This window comes from Ramlibacter paludis (assembly GCF_022012305.1).
Classification (GTDB): domain Bacteria; phylum Pseudomonadota; class Gammaproteobacteria; order Burkholderiales; family Burkholderiaceae_C; genus Ramlibacter; species Ramlibacter paludis.
Genome location: NZ_JAKLTM010000004.1, coordinates 72,322 through 88,172, shown reverse-complemented (window position 1 = coordinate 88,172; position 15,851 = coordinate 72,322). Strand labels below are relative to the sequence as shown.

15 protein-coding genes are annotated in these 15,851 nt (G+C 69.3%); 8 read left to right on the top strand and 7 right to left on the bottom strand.

The genetic code is table 11. The features are described from left to right. Positions 1 to 35: 35 nt before the first annotated feature. The 3 genes from coaBC (at position 36) to LZ009_RS13950 (ending at position 2,366) form a co-directional block, all read left to right on the top strand. On the top strand, positions 36 to 1,265 hold the full coding sequence (coaBC, locus tag LZ009_RS13960; protein WP_275698557.1) for a bifunctional phosphopantothenoylcysteine decarboxylase/phosphopantothenate--cysteine ligase CoaBC: 1,230 nt from the start codon (positions 36 to 38) through the stop codon (positions 1,263 to 1,265). 15 nt (positions 1,266 to 1,280) lie between these two features. Then, positions 1,281 to 1,727 (top strand): dUTP diphosphatase, encoded by a 447-nt coding sequence (gene dut, locus LZ009_RS13955; RefSeq protein ID WP_275698556.1) that lies wholly within the window; start codon positions 1,281 to 1,283, stop codon positions 1,725 to 1,727. A gap of 147 nt (positions 1,728 to 1,874) precedes the next feature. Beyond that, positions 1,875 to 2,366 (top strand): outer membrane lipoprotein, encoded by a 492-nt coding sequence (locus LZ009_RS13950; RefSeq protein WP_275698555.1) that lies wholly within the window; start codon positions 1,875 to 1,877, stop codon positions 2,364 to 2,366. Positions 2,367 to 2,464: 98 nt separating this feature from the next. On the opposite strand, the gene LZ009_RS13945 is transcribed toward LZ009_RS13950, so the two are convergent. Continuing rightward, the gene (locus tag LZ009_RS13945; protein ID WP_275698554.1) at positions 2,465 to 2,956 is read right to left on the bottom strand and encodes an FKBP-type peptidyl-prolyl cis-trans isomerase; all 492 of its coding nucleotides are present in this window, start codon (positions 2,954 to 2,956) and stop codon (positions 2,465 to 2,467) included. Positions 2,957 to 3,123: 167 nt separating this feature from the next. On the opposite strand from LZ009_RS13945, the gene LZ009_RS13940 reads away from it, so the two are divergent. The 4 genes from LZ009_RS13940 (at position 3,124) to LZ009_RS13925 (ending at position 8,082) form a co-directional block, all read left to right on the top strand. Next, entirely contained in the window at positions 3,124 to 4,254 is a 1,131-nt protein-coding gene (locus tag LZ009_RS13940) for a JmjC domain-containing protein (protein ID WP_275698553.1), read from the top strand. Then, positions 4,251 to 4,769, top strand: a complete 519-nt coding sequence (locus tag LZ009_RS13935; protein ID WP_275698552.1) for a hypothetical protein — start codon at positions 4,251 to 4,253, stop codon at positions 4,767 to 4,769. The genes LZ009_RS13940 and LZ009_RS13935 overlap by 4 nt, the downstream gene beginning before the upstream one ends. A 165-nt stretch (positions 4,770 to 4,934) precedes the next feature. Further along, entirely contained in the window at positions 4,935 to 5,180 is a 246-nt protein-coding gene (locus tag LZ009_RS13930) for a hypothetical protein (protein WP_275698551.1), read from the top strand. Positions 5,181 to 5,343: 163 nt separating this feature from the next. Further along, positions 5,344 to 8,082 (top strand): filamentous hemagglutinin N-terminal domain-containing protein, encoded by a 2,739-nt coding sequence (locus LZ009_RS13925; protein ID WP_275698550.1) that lies wholly within the window; start codon positions 5,344 to 5,346, stop codon positions 8,080 to 8,082. Positions 8,083 to 8,092: 10 nt separating this feature from the next. On the opposite strand, the gene LZ009_RS13920 is transcribed toward LZ009_RS13925, so the two are convergent. The 6 genes from LZ009_RS13920 to LZ009_RS13895 form a co-directional block, all read right to left on the bottom strand. Beyond that, positions 8,093 to 8,872, bottom strand: a complete 780-nt coding sequence (locus tag LZ009_RS13920; protein WP_275698549.1) for an MBL fold metallo-hydrolase — start codon at positions 8,870 to 8,872, stop codon at positions 8,093 to 8,095. 61 nt (positions 8,873 to 8,933) lie between these two features. Continuing rightward, entirely contained in the window at positions 8,934 to 10,010 is a 1,077-nt protein-coding gene (bamC, locus tag LZ009_RS13915) for an NlpB/DapX family lipoprotein (RefSeq protein ID WP_430300352.1), read from the bottom strand. A 29-nt stretch (positions 10,011 to 10,039) separates the two neighbouring features. Next, the gene (gene dapA, locus LZ009_RS13910) at positions 10,040 to 10,927 is read right to left on the bottom strand and encodes a 4-hydroxy-tetrahydrodipicolinate synthase (RefSeq protein ID WP_275698548.1); all 888 of its coding nucleotides are present in this window, start codon (positions 10,925 to 10,927) and stop codon (positions 10,040 to 10,042) included. A gap of 32 nt (positions 10,928 to 10,959) precedes the next feature. Then, entirely contained in the window at positions 10,960 to 11,496 is a 537-nt protein-coding gene (locus LZ009_RS13905) for a class I SAM-dependent methyltransferase (protein WP_275698547.1), read from the bottom strand. Between the two features lie 2 nt (positions 11,497 to 11,498). Then, the gene (locus LZ009_RS13900) at positions 11,499 to 12,311 is read right to left on the bottom strand and encodes an SDR family oxidoreductase (RefSeq protein ID WP_275698546.1); all 813 of its coding nucleotides are present in this window, start codon (positions 12,309 to 12,311) and stop codon (positions 11,499 to 11,501) included. A gap of 191 nt (positions 12,312 to 12,502) precedes the next feature. Continuing rightward, complete coding sequence (locus tag LZ009_RS13895) at positions 12,503 to 13,726, bottom strand: MFS transporter (protein ID WP_275698545.1); 1,224 nt, start codon at positions 13,724 to 13,726, stop codon at positions 12,503 to 12,505. Positions 13,727 to 13,885: 159 nt separating this feature from the next. Between LZ009_RS13895 and LZ009_RS13890 the strand changes: the two genes are divergently transcribed. Then, positions 13,886 to 15,850 carry a DNA topoisomerase IV subunit B gene (locus tag LZ009_RS13890; RefSeq protein WP_275698544.1) on the top strand — a complete coding sequence of 655 codons (1,965 nt, stop codon included), beginning with the start codon at positions 13,886 to 13,888 and terminating at the stop codon, positions 15,848 to 15,850. Position 15,851 lies beyond the last annotated feature (1 nt).

Genomic DNA, 15,851 nt, shown 5'->3' with positions numbered 1-15,851 from the left:
ACGGGGGAGGGTGAGCCCCCTTACACTCCCAGCCCATGAACGACCTGGCTGGCAAGCACATCGTCCTGGGGCTCACCGGCGGCATCGCCTGCTACAAGTCGGCGGAACTGACGCGCCTGCTCGTGAAGGAGGGCGCCACCGTGCAGGTGGTGATGACCGAGGCCGCCGAGCAATTCATCACGCCCGTGACCATGCAGGCGTTGTCGAACCGCAGCGTCTACACCTCGCAGTGGGATGCCCGCGAGGCGAACAACATGCCGCACATCAACCTGTCGCGGGAAGCCGACGCCATTCTCATCGCGCCGTGCAGCGCGGACTTCATGGCGCGGCTGGTGCAAGGGCGCTCCGACGAACTCCTGAGCCTGCTGTGCCTGGCGCGGCCCATCGACCGCGTGCCGCTGCTGATCGCGCCGGCCATGAACCGCGAGATGTGGGCCCATCCGGCGACGCAGCGCAACATGGTGCAGCTGGCGGCCGACGGCGCGACCATCCTCGGCGTCGGCAGCGGCTTCCAGGCCTGCGGCGAGACCGGTGACGGCCGCATGCTGGAGCCGGCGCAGATCCTCGAGGACGTGATCAGCTTCTTCCAGCCGAAGTCGCTGGCCGGCAAGCGCGTTGTGGTCACGGCCGGGCCGACCTTCGAGGCGCTGGATCCGATCCGCGGCATCACCAACCATTCCTCCGGCAAGATGGGCTTCGCGATCGCGCGCGCGGCCCACGAAGCGGGCGCCGAAGTCACGCTGATCGCCGGGCCGGTGTCCCTGGCCACGCCGCGCGGCGTGCTGCGGGTGGACGTGAAGTCGGCCCGCGACATGCTGGCCGCGACGCTGGCCGAAGTGCCGGCCGCCGACGTCTTCATCGCCACCGCCGCTGTCGCCGACTGGCGACCCGCAACCTCGGCGGACCAGAAGATCAAGAAGGACGGCACCGGCGCCGCGCCCACCGTCGCCTTCATGGAGAACCCCGACATCCTCGCGACCGTGGCGAAGGACGAGCGCGCCCGGAGCGGCAAGCTGTTCTGCGTGGGCTTCGCGGCCGAGAGCCACGACCTCGCCAACCACGCCAAGGCCAAGCGCGAACGCAAGGGCATTCCGCTGCTGGTGGGCAACATCGGCCCGCTCACCTTCGGCCAGGACGACAACCAGCTGCTGCTGGTGGATGCCCAGGGCGAGCAGGAACTGCCGCGCGCTCCCAAGCTGGAGCTGGCGCGCCGCCTCACCGCCGAGATCGCGCGCCGGCTCCCCAGGTCCAACGCCAAGCGCTGAACGCTGAACGAAGAAATGCAGATCGACGTCAAGATCCTCGACCCCCGCATGGCCGGCCAGCTGCCGGCGTATGCCACCCCCGGCAGTGCCGGCCTCGACCTGCGCGCCTGCATCGAAGCGCCGCTCACGCTGGAACCCAACGCCTGGCAGCTGGTGCCCACCGGCATCGCCATCTGGCTGAAGGACCCGGGCTACGCCGCGCTCATCCTGCCGCGCTCGGGGCTGGGCCACAAGCACGGGATCGTGCTGGGCAACCTGGTCGGGCTGATCGACAGCGACTACCAGGGGCAGCTGATGGTGAGCGCGTGGAACCGCAGCGACGTCGCCTTCACGCTGCAGCCGATGGAAAGGCTCGCGCAGCTGGTGGTGGTGCCGGTCGTGCAAGCCAGCTTCAACGTCGTGCAGGAATTTCCCGCCACCGAGCGGGGAGCCGGCGGCTACGGCTCGACGGGCAAGGGCTGAGTCTGCCTGCGCCTACAAGCCGAACGGGCTGTCGGCCTACGAAAATCCGCGCCAATGCCTTGGTACGAGCGTAGGGCGGTCCAGCTTCAATGGGATTCACACGGCGAGCTCATGGCGAGCGGCCGGAACCCAACGAAGGAAAAGATCATGCGTAATTTCACCCGCGTTCCCGCCCTGGTCATCGGTGCTGTCAGCGTGGCCATGCTGGCCGCCTGCGCCAACCCCACGATGCCTGGCTATTCCAGCTATCCGGCGAGCGGCCCCACGGTCTACACGACCCAGACCGCCGGCGTCGAGTACGGCCGCATCACCAACATCGAATACATGCCGGTCGGCGCGACCAGCCCCACCAACGGCGTCGTGGGCGCCGTGGTCGGCGGCCTGGTGGGCGCGGGTGTCGGCAGCCTGATCGGCGGCGGCACGGGCCGTGCCGCGGCGACGGTGCTGGGTGGCGTGGGTGGCGCCGTGATCGGCAGCCACATCGCCCGCAACCAGGCCGGCGCGACGACCGCTCCCGGCTATCGCATCACGATGACCACCGACAACGGCGGCATGCGCACCTATGAAGTGCCGGCCACCGGCGACCTGCACGTGGGCGACCGCGTGCGCGTCGACAACGGCACGATCTATCGCGCCTAAGCGTCATCCCCGCGCAGGCGGGGACCCAGGCAAAAGCGGCCCTCGGGCCGCTTTTCATTTGGGAGCTCTGGATTCCCGCCTCCGCGGGAATGACGGATCTAGGCGACCTTGAAGAATCCCGCGCCCAGCGTTCCCGCGCCAATTTCATCATCGGTCGCCTCGCGCACGCCTTCCACCTTCAGGTGCAGCCGCAGCGCAATCCCGGCCAGCGGATGGTTGCCATCGAGCACCACGTGTTCCGGGTACACCTCGGTCACCGTGTACAGCACGTCCGCCGGCGCATCCTGGCTGGTGGCGCCCGCCGGCAGGCCTTCGTAGGTCATGCCTTCCTCGACTTCCGCGGGGAACAGCTCGCGCGGCTCCAGGAAGACCAGTTGCTCGTCGTAGTCGCCGAAGGCATCTTCGGGCTCCAGGTGCAGGTCGACCCGGTCGCCGGGCTCGTGGCCTTGCAGGGCCTCCTCGATCTTGGCCAGCAGGTCGCTGCCGCCCACGAGGAACTCCACCGGCTCCTCCAGCTGGTCGAGCTCCTCGCCCAGCGTGTCCTTCAAGGTCCACGTGAGCGCGACCACGCATTGCTGTGTAATTTCCATAGCAGAATTGTCTCATTTCACTGCGAAAAGTCGCGATGCGACTTTTCGCAGTGGCTGATCAGTGAGGAGAAGACCGGCAAAGCCGGATCCTCTCCTCAAGGGGGACCGCGCTGCGCGATGCTCCGCGCGATCCTCGAATTGAAAGCCGGACACCCAATACGGAACCGATGGATATCCACGAACCCCTCACGCTGCTCGGCGGCCTCACGCCGGAGCAGTTCATGAAGCGCCACTGGCAAAAGAAGCCGCTGCTGGTGCGCGGCGCCATCCCCGGCTTCCGGCCGCTGGTGGCGCGCAAGGACCTGTTCGCGCTGGCGCAGCGCGACGATGTCGAGTCCCGCCTGGTCGCGCGCCAGGGCCGCGACGGCTGGCGCCTGCAGCGCGGGCCCTTCGGCCGCCGCGCGCTGCCGGCCTTGTCGCAGCCGGACTGGACCCTGCTGGTGCAAGGCGTCGACCTGCACGACGCCGGCATCCACGCGCTGCTGCAGCAGTTCGCCTTCGTGCCGGCCGCGCGCCTGGACGACCTGATGATCAGCTGGGCCAGCGACGGCGGCGGGGTCGGCCCGCACTTCGACAGCTACGACGTGTTCCTGCTGCAGGCGCAAGGCACGCGCCGCTGGCGCATCGGCCGCCAGAAGAACCTGGACCTGCAGGAAGGCGTGCCGCTGAAGATCCTGGCCGACTTCCAGCCGGAGGCCGAATACGACCTGGAGCCGGGCGACATGCTCTACCTGCCGCCGCTCTACGCCCACGACGGCGTGGCGGTCGGCGAGTGCCAGACCTACTCGATCGGCTTTCGCGCACCGGCCCGCGCCGAGCTCGCGCGCGAACTGCTGCAGCGCATCGCCGACGAAGCCGGCGACCTCGACGAGCGCCTGTACCGCGACCCGTCGCAGCCCGCCACGGCGACGCCGGGCGCGATCCCCGAGGCCTTGCGCGGCTTCGCGCAGGAGGCGCTGGCCGCCGCGATGAAGGACCCCACGGCCCTGGACCGGGCGCTCGGCGAATACCTCACCGAGCCCAAGGGCAACGTGTGGTTCGAGGCGCAGGCGGTGCCACGCCGCCTGCAGGGCGTGGTGCTCGATCCGCGCACGCGCATGCTGCACGATGCGAAGCACGTGTTCGTCAACGGCGAGTCCTGGCGCGCCGGCGGCCGCGACGCGGCACTGATGCGCCGGCTGGCCGACACGCGCCGCCTGGTCCGGGCCGACCTCGAAGGCGCCAGCGAGGGCGCGCGCGAACTGCTGCAATCATGGTGCGAGGCCGGCTGGGCCCACGCCGAAGGAGGGCGAGGATGAGCGACAGCGACAAGGTGAACGAAGCCGAACCGGCAGCGCTGCCGTCACGGCGCTTCGAGGGCCGAGAGGACTTCAGGCAGCTGGTGCGCGATGCCTTCGCCACCGCGGCGCGCGAAGGCTGGCGCGAGCTGGTGCTTGCCGATGCCACCTTCGACGACTGGCCGCTCGGCGAGCGCGCCGTGGTCGACTCGCTGCAGTCCTGGGCGAAGAGCGGCCGGCACTGCGTGCTGCTGGCCAAGCGCTACGACGCGGTGGTGCGCAAGCATCCCCGCTTCGTCACCTGGCGCGGCACCTGGTCGCACATCATCACCGCGGTGGCCTGTCCCTCGGCCGACGCACTCGAGCTGCCCAGCGCGATCTGGAGCCCTTCCTGGGTGCTCGAGCGGCGCGACCTCGAGCGCAGCAATGGCTATTGCGGCAGCGAGCCGGACCGCCGCGTGGCGCTGCGCGAAGGGCTCGACGAATGGCTGCGCAAGGCCACGCCGGCGTTCCCCGCGACCACGCTCGGCCTGTAGAGTTCCCATCGCACCGGGTAATCCCCGAGCAGCGCTCGGTAAATGGCTATAATTGTTGGCTGAGCTGGAAAGCGCACGAGCTTTTTCCACTCGGTCACTAGCGGTACAAAAGCCGCCGGGACACTTTCCGGAAACTTGTCTCCCATCCCCTGAAGGAAACCTGAAATGAAGAATTCGCTCGTTCTGGCCACGCTGATCGCCGCCGCTGCCCTCGCCGCTTGCGGCAAGAAGGAAGAGCCGGCTCCCGCTCCCGCCCCGGCCCCCGTCGTCGTGACCCCGGCTCCGGCCCCGGCTCCCGCCCCGGCCGCCGACGCTGCCGCCACCGCGGCTGCCGGCTCGGCTTCCGCCGCTGCCATGTCGGCTTCCGCTGCCGCGGGCTCCGCCTCGGCTGCCGCCAGCGCCACCAAGTAAGCTTCCAAGCTTGGGAAGAAGCCGCCTCCGGGCGGCTTTTTCTTTGGGCGCGCGCAAAAGTTCCTGCGCCGCGCCGGGTGTAGCCCACGTCCGACATGGGGACGCGCCTTTCCTGCCGCCACTCGCGCGTGGCCGAGGCAAACACTGCGTCATCTTGCAAAACGTGTCGTTGGGCAAACAGATGTATCGCAGCCGGCTCTCCCATCCCGTCACCCAGCGCGTGCTTGCAGCCGCCATTGCCGCGTGCTTCGGTAGCGTGGCCACCGCGCAGACCGTCGGCATGACGGCGATCCACGGCACGGCCACCATGCAGCAGGCCGGCCCCAACACCACCATCACGACCACCAACGGCGCGGGCACGCGCCACTCGGCGATCGACTGGCGCAGCTTCTCCGTGCCCGCGGACCGCAGCGTCTACTTCTCGCAGCCCGATGCGGGCAGCACCTCGATCAACCGCGTGCTGGGCGGCGACCCGAGCAGCATCTTCGGCCGGCTCGGCTCCAACGGCGCGCTGGTGCTGGTGAATCCGGCCGGCATCGCCGTCGGTGCCGGGGCGGTGGTCGACACCGCGGGCTTTACCGCGTCGACGTTGCCCATGAGCCGTGCCGATGCGATCGCCGGCAACATGCAGTTCGGCACCGGCGACACCGCGGCCAACATGGCGAAGCTCACGGTCGACGGCCAGGTGCTGGCGAAGAATGGCGATGTGGTGCTGGTCGGCCCCAAGGTCGAAGTCGGCCAGCCTGCGGTGGTGCGCTCGCAGGGCGGCGACGTGATCCTGGCCGCGGGCCGCAAGGTCTATCTCACCGGCCGCGGCCTCGAAGGCATCCGCTTCGAAGTGCGCGCGCCGGACGATCGCGCCTTGAACCTCGGGCGCCTGCAGGGCGACTCGGTCGGCATCTTCGCGAGCCTGCTGCAGCACAGTGGCAGCATTCGCGCAGAAGGCAGCAAGGCCGGTGGCGGCAAGGTGGTGCTGCAGGCCGCGCAGCAGGCCGAAGTGGCCGGCAGCATCCAGGCGAGCGCGCCCACGCAGGGCGGCAGCGTGCAGCTGAGCGCGGAGCGCCTGGTGCTCAAGGCCGCGACCTCCATCGACGTGAGCCACGCCAATGGCGGCGGCGAGATCCTGGTGGGCGGCGGCTGGCAGGGCAAGGATGCGCGCATCGTCAATGCGCTGTCGGTGGAGGTGGAGCAGGGCGTCGTGCTGAAGGCCGATGCGACCCTCTCCGGCAAGGGCGGAACCGTGGTGGTGTGGAGCGACGACAGCACGCGTTTCGGCGGCACGCTCAGCGCGATGGGCGCTGGCCCCGGCAGCGCGGGCGGACGCGCCGAAGTCTCGGGCAAGCGGCAATTGATCTTCCGCGGCAAGGTGGACCTGAGTGGCGGCGCCAACGGCAAGACCGGCCAGCTGCTGCTCGACCCGGACAAGGTCGTCATCCAGGGCGGCGTCGGCGTGGACGTCGACGACGGCATCGACGAGACGGTCTTCGAGAGCGTCCTGGAGGCCTTGAATGCCGACGTGACCATCCAGGCCGCCAAGAGCATCGAAGCCAAGGGCACTTTCAGCGGCAACGAATTGCTGCTGCGGGCCAACCGCAACCTGAAGCTGGAGGTCACGGGCGAGGGCGGCGGCGGCATCGACGTGCGCGGAATGCCGATCCGCACCCGCGGCAGCGGCTCGGTGGAAATGCGCACCGCGGACAACGGCCAGCACATCCAGACCGATCGCATCACCACCAACGGCGGCAGCATCACGCTCGCGGCAGCCAATGCCGACGTGAAGCTCGATGCGGCGCTGGACGCATCGGGCGGCGCGATTTCGCTGAGCGGCAAGAAGGTCGAGTTCGACGGCACGCAGGTCGTCGCCAAGGGCACGACCATTCGTGTCGATGCCGACAAGATCGAGCAGAAGGGCAACCTGCTGCTGGAGGCCGGCGGGACGCTGGCGTCGGGCGGCGCGGATTTCTCGAACAAGAAGGATGCGGTCCTCGGCGGCAGCGGCCACCTGGACCTGGCGGGCGGCACGCTGGTGAACGAGGGCACCGTGCAGCCTGGCGGCGCCGGCATCGTCGGCGACCTGCAGGTCACGGGCGGCTACGAGCAGAAGGGCGGCGAGTCGCGGCTCGAGATCGATGCGGCATCGGCGCGCAGCCACGACCGCCTGCTCGTGAGCGGCGATGCGAAGCTCGATGGCTGGCTGGCCGTGTCGCCGCTGGCGCGTGCGCCGCAGGCCGGCGACAGCTATGCCGTGCTGCAGGCCGCGAACGTCAATGCGCGCTTCAAGAACGTGGACGCACCTGGCTTCGCGGGCTATGCGCCGCTGTATTCGGGCACGCAGGTGCTGTTTGCGCTGGCGTCGGCGCCTGCGCCTGCGCCCACGCCGGCGCCTGCTCCGGCACCGGCACCGGCACCGGCACCGGCACCGGCACCGGCACCGGCACCGGCACCGGCACCGGCACCGGCGCCGGCACCGGCCCCTGCGCCCGCGCCCGCACCGAGTCCTGCGCCCGCTCCGGCACCGGCCCCTGCGCCCGCACCTGCACCGGCGCCTGCGCCTGCGCCGGCCCCGGCCCCGGCCCCGGCCCCGGCCCCGGCTCCGGCTCCGGCTCCGGCTCCCGCCCCGGCACCTGCACCCGCGCCAGCTCCGGCACCCGCGCCTGCGCCTGCGCCGGCTCCGGCCCCTGCACCCGCTCCCGCTCCCGCTCCCGCTCCCGTCAGCTCGGTCATCCCTTCCGCCCCGGCACCTGCCGCCGAAACTCCGAAGGAAGGCGTGAAGCAGGTCGCGGACGAAACGAGCAGCGCATTGCAGGCGCTGGCCAAATTGCCTGCGCCCGATTCGGCCAGCGAGGAAGCGCGCCAGAAGCGCAAGGTGATCGTCACGGCCGTCGACTGCCGGACGGAGTGAGCGTGCCCGCTCAGGCGGTCAGCCAGTCGCTGCCCTTGGCGCCGTCGGCCACGTAGATGTCGTTCGCCGCGCAGGCGAGCGCATCGGCCAGCGCCTGGCGCACCAGCTCCGGCTTGTTGTTTTGTTCGCTCAGGTGCGCCGCCACCACCTGCTTCAGGCCGCTGGCCAGCAGCGCCTGCGCGATGGCCGCCGCGGCGCTGTTGGCCAGGTGGCCATAGGCGCCGCCGACGCGACGCTTCAGGAAGGCCGGATACGAGCCGGCGGCCAGCATCTCTTCGTCGTGGTTGCACTCCAGCAGCACGGTGGCGCAACCGGCCAGGTGCTGCTGCACGTGGGCCGTGGCGTGGCCCAGGTCGGTGAGGATGCCCAGGCGCGTGTCGCCGTCGGTGCAGGTGAGCTGCAGCGGCTCGCGCGCGTCGTGCGGCACCGTGAAGGGGCGCACCCGCAGGCTGCCGATGGTGATGTCTTCGCCGTCGCTGGCGAGCCGCAGCAGCCCGTCGAAATCGGGCTGGCCCACGCCGTCGTACGTTCCGGCGCTCATGTAGACGGGAATGCGTTCGCGCACCGCCAGCCGGTGGGCGCAGCCGATGTGGTCGCCGTGCTCGTGCGTCACGAAGATGGCATCGATCTGCTCGGCCAGCATGCCGGCCGCGCCCAGGCGCTTGTCCAGCTCCTTGATGCCCAGCCCGCAGTCGACCAGCAGGTGGACCAGCTGGGTGCCGCAACGAGCCTGGACGACGGTAGCGTTTCCGGAGCTACCGCTGCCGAGGCTCTTGAACCGAATGGTCACGGACTAAAACAAGGCAGTCGGCTGCGCCGCCTGCCTTGGACTTGGGCGGCTTCGCCGGGCCTCACTTCAAATCATCCGCGATCACTTGGACGATGCGCTGCGCGTTGGTCGACGTCTCCGGCGCGCCGGCGGCGTTCAGCACCGACACCGTGGTGCTCTGGCCTTCGCTCTTGAGCGCGATGCGGTACTTGAGCGGCGCCTCGGTCTTCTCGCGGGTGAACAGGCGGGCGAAGAAGCCCTTTTCTTCCTTGTCCGCATTGGGCGGCACGTAGCGCACGAAGTAGGTGCCCTGGCTGCGGTCGCGGTCTTCCACGGTGAAGCCGGTGCGATCGAGCGCCAGGCCGACGCGGCGCCAGGCGCGGTCGAAGGTGTCGTCCACCACCAGCACGGGCTGGTTGTTGACGCTGGTGATGCGCGAGCCCGGCTTGTCGGCACCCACGGCGGCAGCCGCGGCGCTCTGCGCGGCCGGCACGCCCAGCTTGACCATCAGGCGGCGCAGGAATTCGGCTTCGAGCTCCGGATCGGCCGGGCGGGGCTGCCACACGGTCTGGTCCTTCTGCGCGTTGCTGTACACCTCGATCATGCCGCGGTGGCTGATGTAGATCTCGGTGGAGCCGGTGGCGGAACGCTCCAGGCGCGTGCGGAACTTGTCGCGCTCGGCGGTGGAGTAGACGGAGTCGAGCAGCTTGCCCAGCGTGGCGCGCACCACATCCTGCGGGATCTTGGCGCGGTTCTCGGCCCAGTCGGTTTCCATGATGCCCAGGTTGGGCTGGTCCATGGTCAGCAGGAAGCCGCTTTCCTGCCAGAAGTCGCGCAGCGGGCCCCAGAGCTGGTCGGCCGGGCGGTTGACCACCAGCCAGCGCTGGTTGCCGGCGCGCTCGACGCGCACGTCGCCGATGGCGGTGGCCGCGGTGGGCAGCGTGGGCACGGACTGGCCGACCGCATAGCTGCTGGCCGAAACCGCGCCGCCGGGCACCACGTAGCGCGAGTCGCGCGAGAGCTGCGACAGGTCGGGCGGCACCTCGAGCGAGACGCCCTTGCTGGCGCTCTTGTAATCGACCTTGTCGCCTTGCAGCATGGTGCAGGCGGACAGCGCGCCCACCAGGGCCAGCAGGCCGAACTTCACGGAAAACTTCACTTGGGATCCCCTCTAGGAACGCTATGTGTTCAGGCCAGCAGGCCGCAGGCGCGCAGCGCGCCTTCCACCACGGGCACGTTGGCGGCGCCCAGCGGCGTCATCGGCAGGCGCAGCGCGCCGCCCATGAGGCCCATGCGCGCCATGGCCCACTTGACCGGAATCGGGTTCGCTTCGACGAACAGGTGCTTGTGCAGCGGCATCAGCTTGAACTGGATGTCCATCGCCTTCTTGGTGTCGCCGGCAACGGCGGCCACGCAGAGTTCGTGCATCAGGCGCGGCGCCACGTTGGCCGTCACGCTCACGTTGCCATGGCCGCCGCACAGCATGAGCGCCACGGCGGTCGGGTCGTCGCCCGAATAGATCGAGAAGCCCTTGGGCGCTTCGCGGATCAGCCACTGCGCGCGCTCGATGTTGCCGGTGGCCTCCTTGATGCCGACGATGCCGGGCACTTCGGCCAGGCGCAGCACGGTGTCGTGCAGCATGTCGCCGACGGTGCGGCCGGGCACGTTGTAAAGGATGGTGGGCAGGTCGCCGGTGGCTTCGGCGATCGCCTTGAAGTGCCGGTACAGGCCTTCCTGCGTCGGCTTGTTGTAGTAAGGCACGACCTGCAGCTGGCAGTCGGCGCCGACCTTCTGTGCGTACTTCGCCAGGGCGATCGCTTCCTGCGTGGAATTGGCGCCGCAGCCGGCCATGATGGGCACGCGCCCGCGGGCCTGCTCCACCGAGACGCGGATGATCTCCTGGTGCTCCTCGACGTCGACCGTCGGCGACTCGCCGGTGGTGCCGACCACGCCGATGCAGTCGGTGCCTTCGGCGATGTGCCAGTCCACGAGTTTGCGCAGGGTGGGGTAATCCACGCTGCCATCCTCGTGCATTGGCGTGACGAGGGCCACGATGCTGCCAGTAATCGGTGTCATTCGGGTTTGGTCCAGGGAATAGGCGATTCTAACTAGAGCTGGTAACGCGCCGGCGCAGGGCTTGGTGCACCTCGGACGGCGGCGATCCGCTGGACGAAGCGGGGCGGGTTGTCGAGGAAGCCGTCTTCGTAGGCCACGATGCGAAGACCCTGGCAAGCGGCAAGCAGTTCCCCGGGAGCCAGGAGGAAGTCGGGGCGGCTGGGCTTGCCCACCGTTTCGTTGCCCTGGGCGAAGGTCTCGTAGAGCAGCACGCCGCCGGGCGCCACCGCCGCGGCGATCTGCGGCAGCAGCGCGCGCCAGAGGTAATTCGTGACGACCACGGCGGCGAACTGCCGCTCGGGAAAAGGCCAAGGGCCGTTCTCGATGTCGGCTTCGACGGTGTCGGCGACGCCGTGCAGGGTGGCCAGCGCCTCGGCGTCGCGGTCGACGGCGACGACCGGGTGGCCGCGTTGCGCGAACCAGCGGGCATGCCGGCCGCGGCCGCTGGCCACGTCGAGCACGGCGCCGCCGGCCGGGACCAGGTGGGTCCAGCGGCGGATCCAGGCGGAGGGGTCTTCGCTGCCGTGCATGGTCAATGCGGACGCACGTCCTGCTTCAGGGCCGCCAGCGCCATGTTTTCCACCACGCCGGGCGCCAGCAGCTTCATGAAGCGCCCGAGCTTGCCCTTGGTGGTCATCACGACCTCGCGGTCGCGGCGGTTCATGCCGTCCAGGATCAGGCGTGCGCATTCCTCCACGCTCATCGCATCGTCTTCCTTCAGGCCGCTGGAGCCGGCCGGCTGCCCTTGGGCGTTGTAGCCGCGGTAGCGGATCTGCGTGGCGACGACGCCGGGGTAGGCGGTGGTGACGCTGACGCCCGAAGCCTTGAGCTCGGCGCGCAGCGCTTCGAAGAAGCCGGTCATGGCGAACTTGGTGGCGCTGTAGGCGGTGCGTCCGGGCACGCCCACGAGGCCGGCGAGCGACCCGACCGCGACGATGCGGCCCTTGCTTTGCTTGAGAAAGGGCAGGGCGGCGTGGGTGCACCAGACCGCGCCCCACAGGTTGACCTTCATCAGGTCCTCGTACCAGTGCAGGTCTTCCGCCTTCACGTCCTCGAACAGGGCTTGCGCCGAGATGCCGGCGTTGTTCACCAGGCCGTCGAGGCGGCCGAAGTGCTCGATGGCGGAAGCGACCAGGGCGCGGCATTGGGCTTCCTGCGCGACGTCCATCGCGACGGTCAGCGTCTGGGCACCGCGTTCCTTGCATTGGGCTTCGACGGCGGCGAGCTTTTCCTGGCTGCGCCCGGCCAGGACGAGCGCCGCATTCGCGCCTTGCCTGGCGGCCAGCTGGCGGGCCATTTCAGCCCCTATGCCGTCGGAGGCGCCGGTGATGAGGGTGACGATCATGGGGCGGACTGTAATCCTTGCGCAGCCCTTGTCATCCCGGGCTCGAGCCCGCAATGACATGGATGGGGCCTATTGGAAACAGGCCCAGATCATGTCGCCCAGGGCAACCATCATCTGCGGCCGCGTGTAGAGCGCGAAGACTGCCAGCAGCACCGCGAGGGCGGCGCCGTAGGCCAGCAGCTTCGTCATGCTCACGCCGCCTGCGGCACGGCGCCGCGGCTGATCGGCGCTTCGCGCACCGGCAGGTTGACGATGGCCGCGAAGAGCCCGAGCGCGATCGAGATGTACCAGACGATGTCGTAGCTGCCCGTCTTGTCGTACAGAACGCCGCCCAGCCAGACGCCCAGGAAGGAGCCGATCTGGTGGCTGAAGAAGACGAAGCCGCCCAGCATCGACAGGTGCGCCACGCCGAAGATCTGCGCGATGGTGGCGTTGGTGGGCGGCACCGTCGACAGCCACAGCACGCCCATCACCGCGGCGAAGATGTAGACGGACATCGGCGTCAGCGGCGCCCACAGGAAGAGGGCGATGGCGATCGAGCGGCCCAGGTAGATCGAGGCCAGGATCTTCCGGCGGGCCAGCTTCTGGCCCAGGGTGCCGGCGAGGTAGGTGCCGAACACGTTGAACAGGCCGATCAGCGCCAGCGCGTAGCTCGCCACCTGCGGCGACAGGCCCTTGTCCTTCAGGTAGGACGGCATGTGCACGCCGATGAAGACCACCTGGAAGCCGCAGACGAAGTAGCCCGCCATCAGCAGCTGGAAGCTCGGGTACTTGAAGGCCTCGCCCAGCGCCTGCAGGATGGTCTGGTCGCGCTTGGGCGGGGTGGCGCCGCCGCCGAAGCCCGGCTCGCGCAGGCCGAAGGCCAGCGGCACGATGGCGATTACCACCACCGCCAGCACCAGCAGCGCCTGCTGCCAGCCGATGCCGGAGATCAGGAAGCCCTCCACCGGCACCATCAGGAACTGGCCGAAGGAGCCCGCGGCGGCCGCCACGCCCATCGCCCAGGATCGCTTTTCCGGGGCGATCTGCCGTCCGATCACGCCGTAGACCACGGCGTAGGTCGTGCCCGCCTGGGCCGCGCCGATCAGCACCCCGGTGGTCAGGGTGAAGAGGAAGGTGTTGCTGGAAAGCGCCATGCCCGCCAATCCGAGCGCGTAAAGCACGGTGCCCATCACCAGCACACGGAAGGCGCCGAAGCGGTCGGCCAGCATGCCGGCGAAGATGCCGGTCAGGCCCCAGGCGAGGTTCTGGATGGCGATGGCGAAGGCGAAGGTCTCGCGCGTCCAGCCCTGGGCCTGGGTGATGGGCTGCAGCCACAGGCCGAAGCCGTGCCGGATGCCCATGGAGAGGGTGACGATCATGGCGCCGCAGGCGAGCACCTGCGTCATCGACAACTTGGGGGCGGCGGTTTGCATCGCAGCAATGTAGCGGCGCCTTCGTGGCTTCGCTTGCCGCGCACCTGACAACCCTGTTGAAATGTTTGAGGGGGATTGATGACGGCCAGGCAATAATCGCCGCGTAACTGGATGTTCATCCAGTGTTCCGCAGCCCGACGACTACAATGCCCCCCGCATATGGCGACGAAACCATCCGACTATTCCGAAGGTTCCATCCGGGTGCTGAAGGGCCTCGAGCCCGTCAAGCAGCGGCCCGGCATGTACACGCGCACCGACAACCCGCTGCACGTCATCCAGGAAGTGCTGGACAACGCGGCCGACGAGGCCCTGGCCGGCCACGGCAAGCGCGTGCGGGTGATCCTGCACGCCGACGGATCGACGAGCGTCGAGGACGACGGCCGCGGCATCCCGCACGGCCTGCATCCCGAGGAAAAGGCGCCGGTGATCGAGCTGGTCTACACCCGGCTGCACGCCGGCGGCAAGTTCGACAAGGGCAAGGGCGGCGCCTACAGCTTCTCCGGCGGCCTGCACGGGGTGGGTGTGTCGGTGACCAACGCCCTGGCCAAGCGGCTCGAAGTGGCCAGCTACCGCGATGGCCAGGTGGCGACCATCGCCTTTGCGGGCGGTGATGTCGTCGAACCCCTGAAGGTGCGCAAGGCCGGCCCGGACGACCGCAAGCAGGGCACCACGGTGCGCGTCTGGCCCGATCCCAAGTACTTCGAGGCGATCGCCCTGCCGCTGAACGAGCTGGCCCACCTGCTGCGCAGCAAGGCGGTGCTGATGCCGGGCGTGACGGTCACGCTGACCGACGAGAAGAAGAAGGACACCCAGACCTGGCAGTACAAGGGGGGTCTCCGCGACTACCTGATGCAGACGCTCACCGGCGACCCGGTGATCCCCCTCTTCGAAGGCGAGGGCTTTGCCGACAGCAACGACAACTTCGCCGAAGGCGAGGGCGCGGCCTGGTGCGTGGCCTTCACCGAAGACGGCCAGCCGGTGCGCGAGAGCTACGTCAACCTGATCCCCACCACCGCCGGCGGCACGCACGACAGCGGCCTGCGCGACGGCCTGTTCAACGCGGTCAAGAGCTTCATCGAGCTGCACAACCTGCAGCCCAAGGGCGTGAAGCTGCTGCCGGAAGACGTGTTCGCCCGCGCTTCCTATGTGCTCTCGGCCAAGGTGCTGGACCCGCAGTTCCAGGGCCAGATCAAGGAGCGGCTGAACTCGCGCGACGCCGTGCGGCTCGTGTCCTCCTTCGTGCGGCCCGCGCTGGAGCTGTGGCTGAACCAGCACGTCGACTACGGCAAGAAGCTCGCCGAGCTCGCGATCAAGGCGGCGCAGTCGCGCCAGAAGGCCGGCCAGAAGGTCGAGAAGCGCAAGGGCTCCGGCGTGGCCGTGCTGCCCGGCAAGCTGACCGACTGCGAGAGCAAGGACCTGAACCACAACGAGATCTTCCTGGTGGAAGGCGACTCCGCCGGCGGCAGCGCCAAGATGGGCCGCGACAAGGAGTCGCAGGCCATCCTGCCGCTGCGCGGCAAGGTGCTGAACACCTGGGAAGTGGAGCGCGACCGCCTGTTCGCCAACACCGAAATCCACGACATCTCGGTGGCCATCGGCGTCGACCCGCACGGCCCCAACGACACGCCGGACCTCACGGGGCTGCGCTACGGCAAGATCTGCATCCTGTCGGACGCCGACGTCGACGGCTCGCACATCCAGGTGCTGCTGCTCACGCTGTTCTTCCGCCACTTCCCCAAGCTGATCGACTCGGGCAACGTCTACGTGGCGCGGCCGCCGCTGTTCCGCGTGGATGCGCCGGCGCGCGGCAAGAAGCCCGCCTCCAAGATGTACGCGCTGGACGAGGGCGAGCTCACCGCCATCCTCGACAAGCTGCGCAAGGAAGGCGTGCGCGAAGGCTCCTGGACGATCAGCCGCTTCAAGGGCCTGGGCGAGATGAGCGCCGAGCAGCTGTGGGAAACCACGCTCAACCCCGACACCCGCCGCCTGCTGCCCGTGCACCTGGGCGTGCCCGGCTTCAGCGGCACCGAGAGCCTGATCACCAAGCTGATGGGCAAGGGCGAAGCCGCGGCGCGGCGCGAGCTGATGGAACTGCACGGCGACGCCGTCGAGATCGACATCTGAG

Bases quoted from the DNA above. Each gene is read 5' to 3' on its own strand.
- LZ009_RS13940 (WP_275698553.1), top strand. From the start codon at position 3,124: ATGGATATCCACGAACCCCTCACGCTGCTCGGCGGCCTCACGCCGGAG.
- LZ009_RS13945 (WP_275698554.1), bottom strand. From the start codon at position 2,956: ATGGAAATTACACAGCAATGCGTGGTCGCGCTCACGTGGACCTTGAAG.
- dut (WP_275698556.1), top strand. From the start codon at position 1,281: ATGCAGATCGACGTCAAGATCCTCGACCCCCGCATGGCCGGCCAGCTG.
- LZ009_RS13895 (WP_275698545.1), bottom strand. From the start codon at position 13,726: ATGCAAACCGCCGCCCCCAAGTTGTCGATGACGCAGGTGCTCGCCTGC.
- dapA (WP_275698548.1), bottom strand. From the start codon at position 10,927: ATGACACCGATTACTGGCAGCATCGTGGCCCTCGTCACGCCAATGCAC.
- LZ009_RS13935 (WP_275698552.1), top strand. From the start codon at position 4,251: ATGAGCGACAGCGACAAGGTGAACGAAGCCGAACCGGCAGCGCTGCCG.
- LZ009_RS13905 (WP_275698547.1), bottom strand. From the start codon at position 11,496: ATGCACGGCAGCGAAGACCCCTCCGCCTGGATCCGCCGCTGGACCCAC.
- LZ009_RS13900 (WP_275698546.1), bottom strand. From the start codon at position 12,311: ATGATCGTCACCCTCATCACCGGCGCCTCCGACGGCATAGGGGCTGAA.
- LZ009_RS13930 (WP_275698551.1), top strand. From the start codon at position 4,935: ATGAAGAATTCGCTCGTTCTGGCCACGCTGATCGCCGCCGCTGCCCTC.
- LZ009_RS13890 (WP_275698544.1), top strand. From the start codon at position 13,886: ATGGCGACGAAACCATCCGACTATTCCGAAGGTTCCATCCGGGTGCTG.
- coaBC (WP_275698557.1), top strand. From the start codon at position 36: ATGAACGACCTGGCTGGCAAGCACATCGTCCTGGGGCTCACCGGCGGC.
- LZ009_RS13950 (WP_275698555.1), top strand. From the start codon at position 1,875: ATGCGTAATTTCACCCGCGTTCCCGCCCTGGTCATCGGTGCTGTCAGC.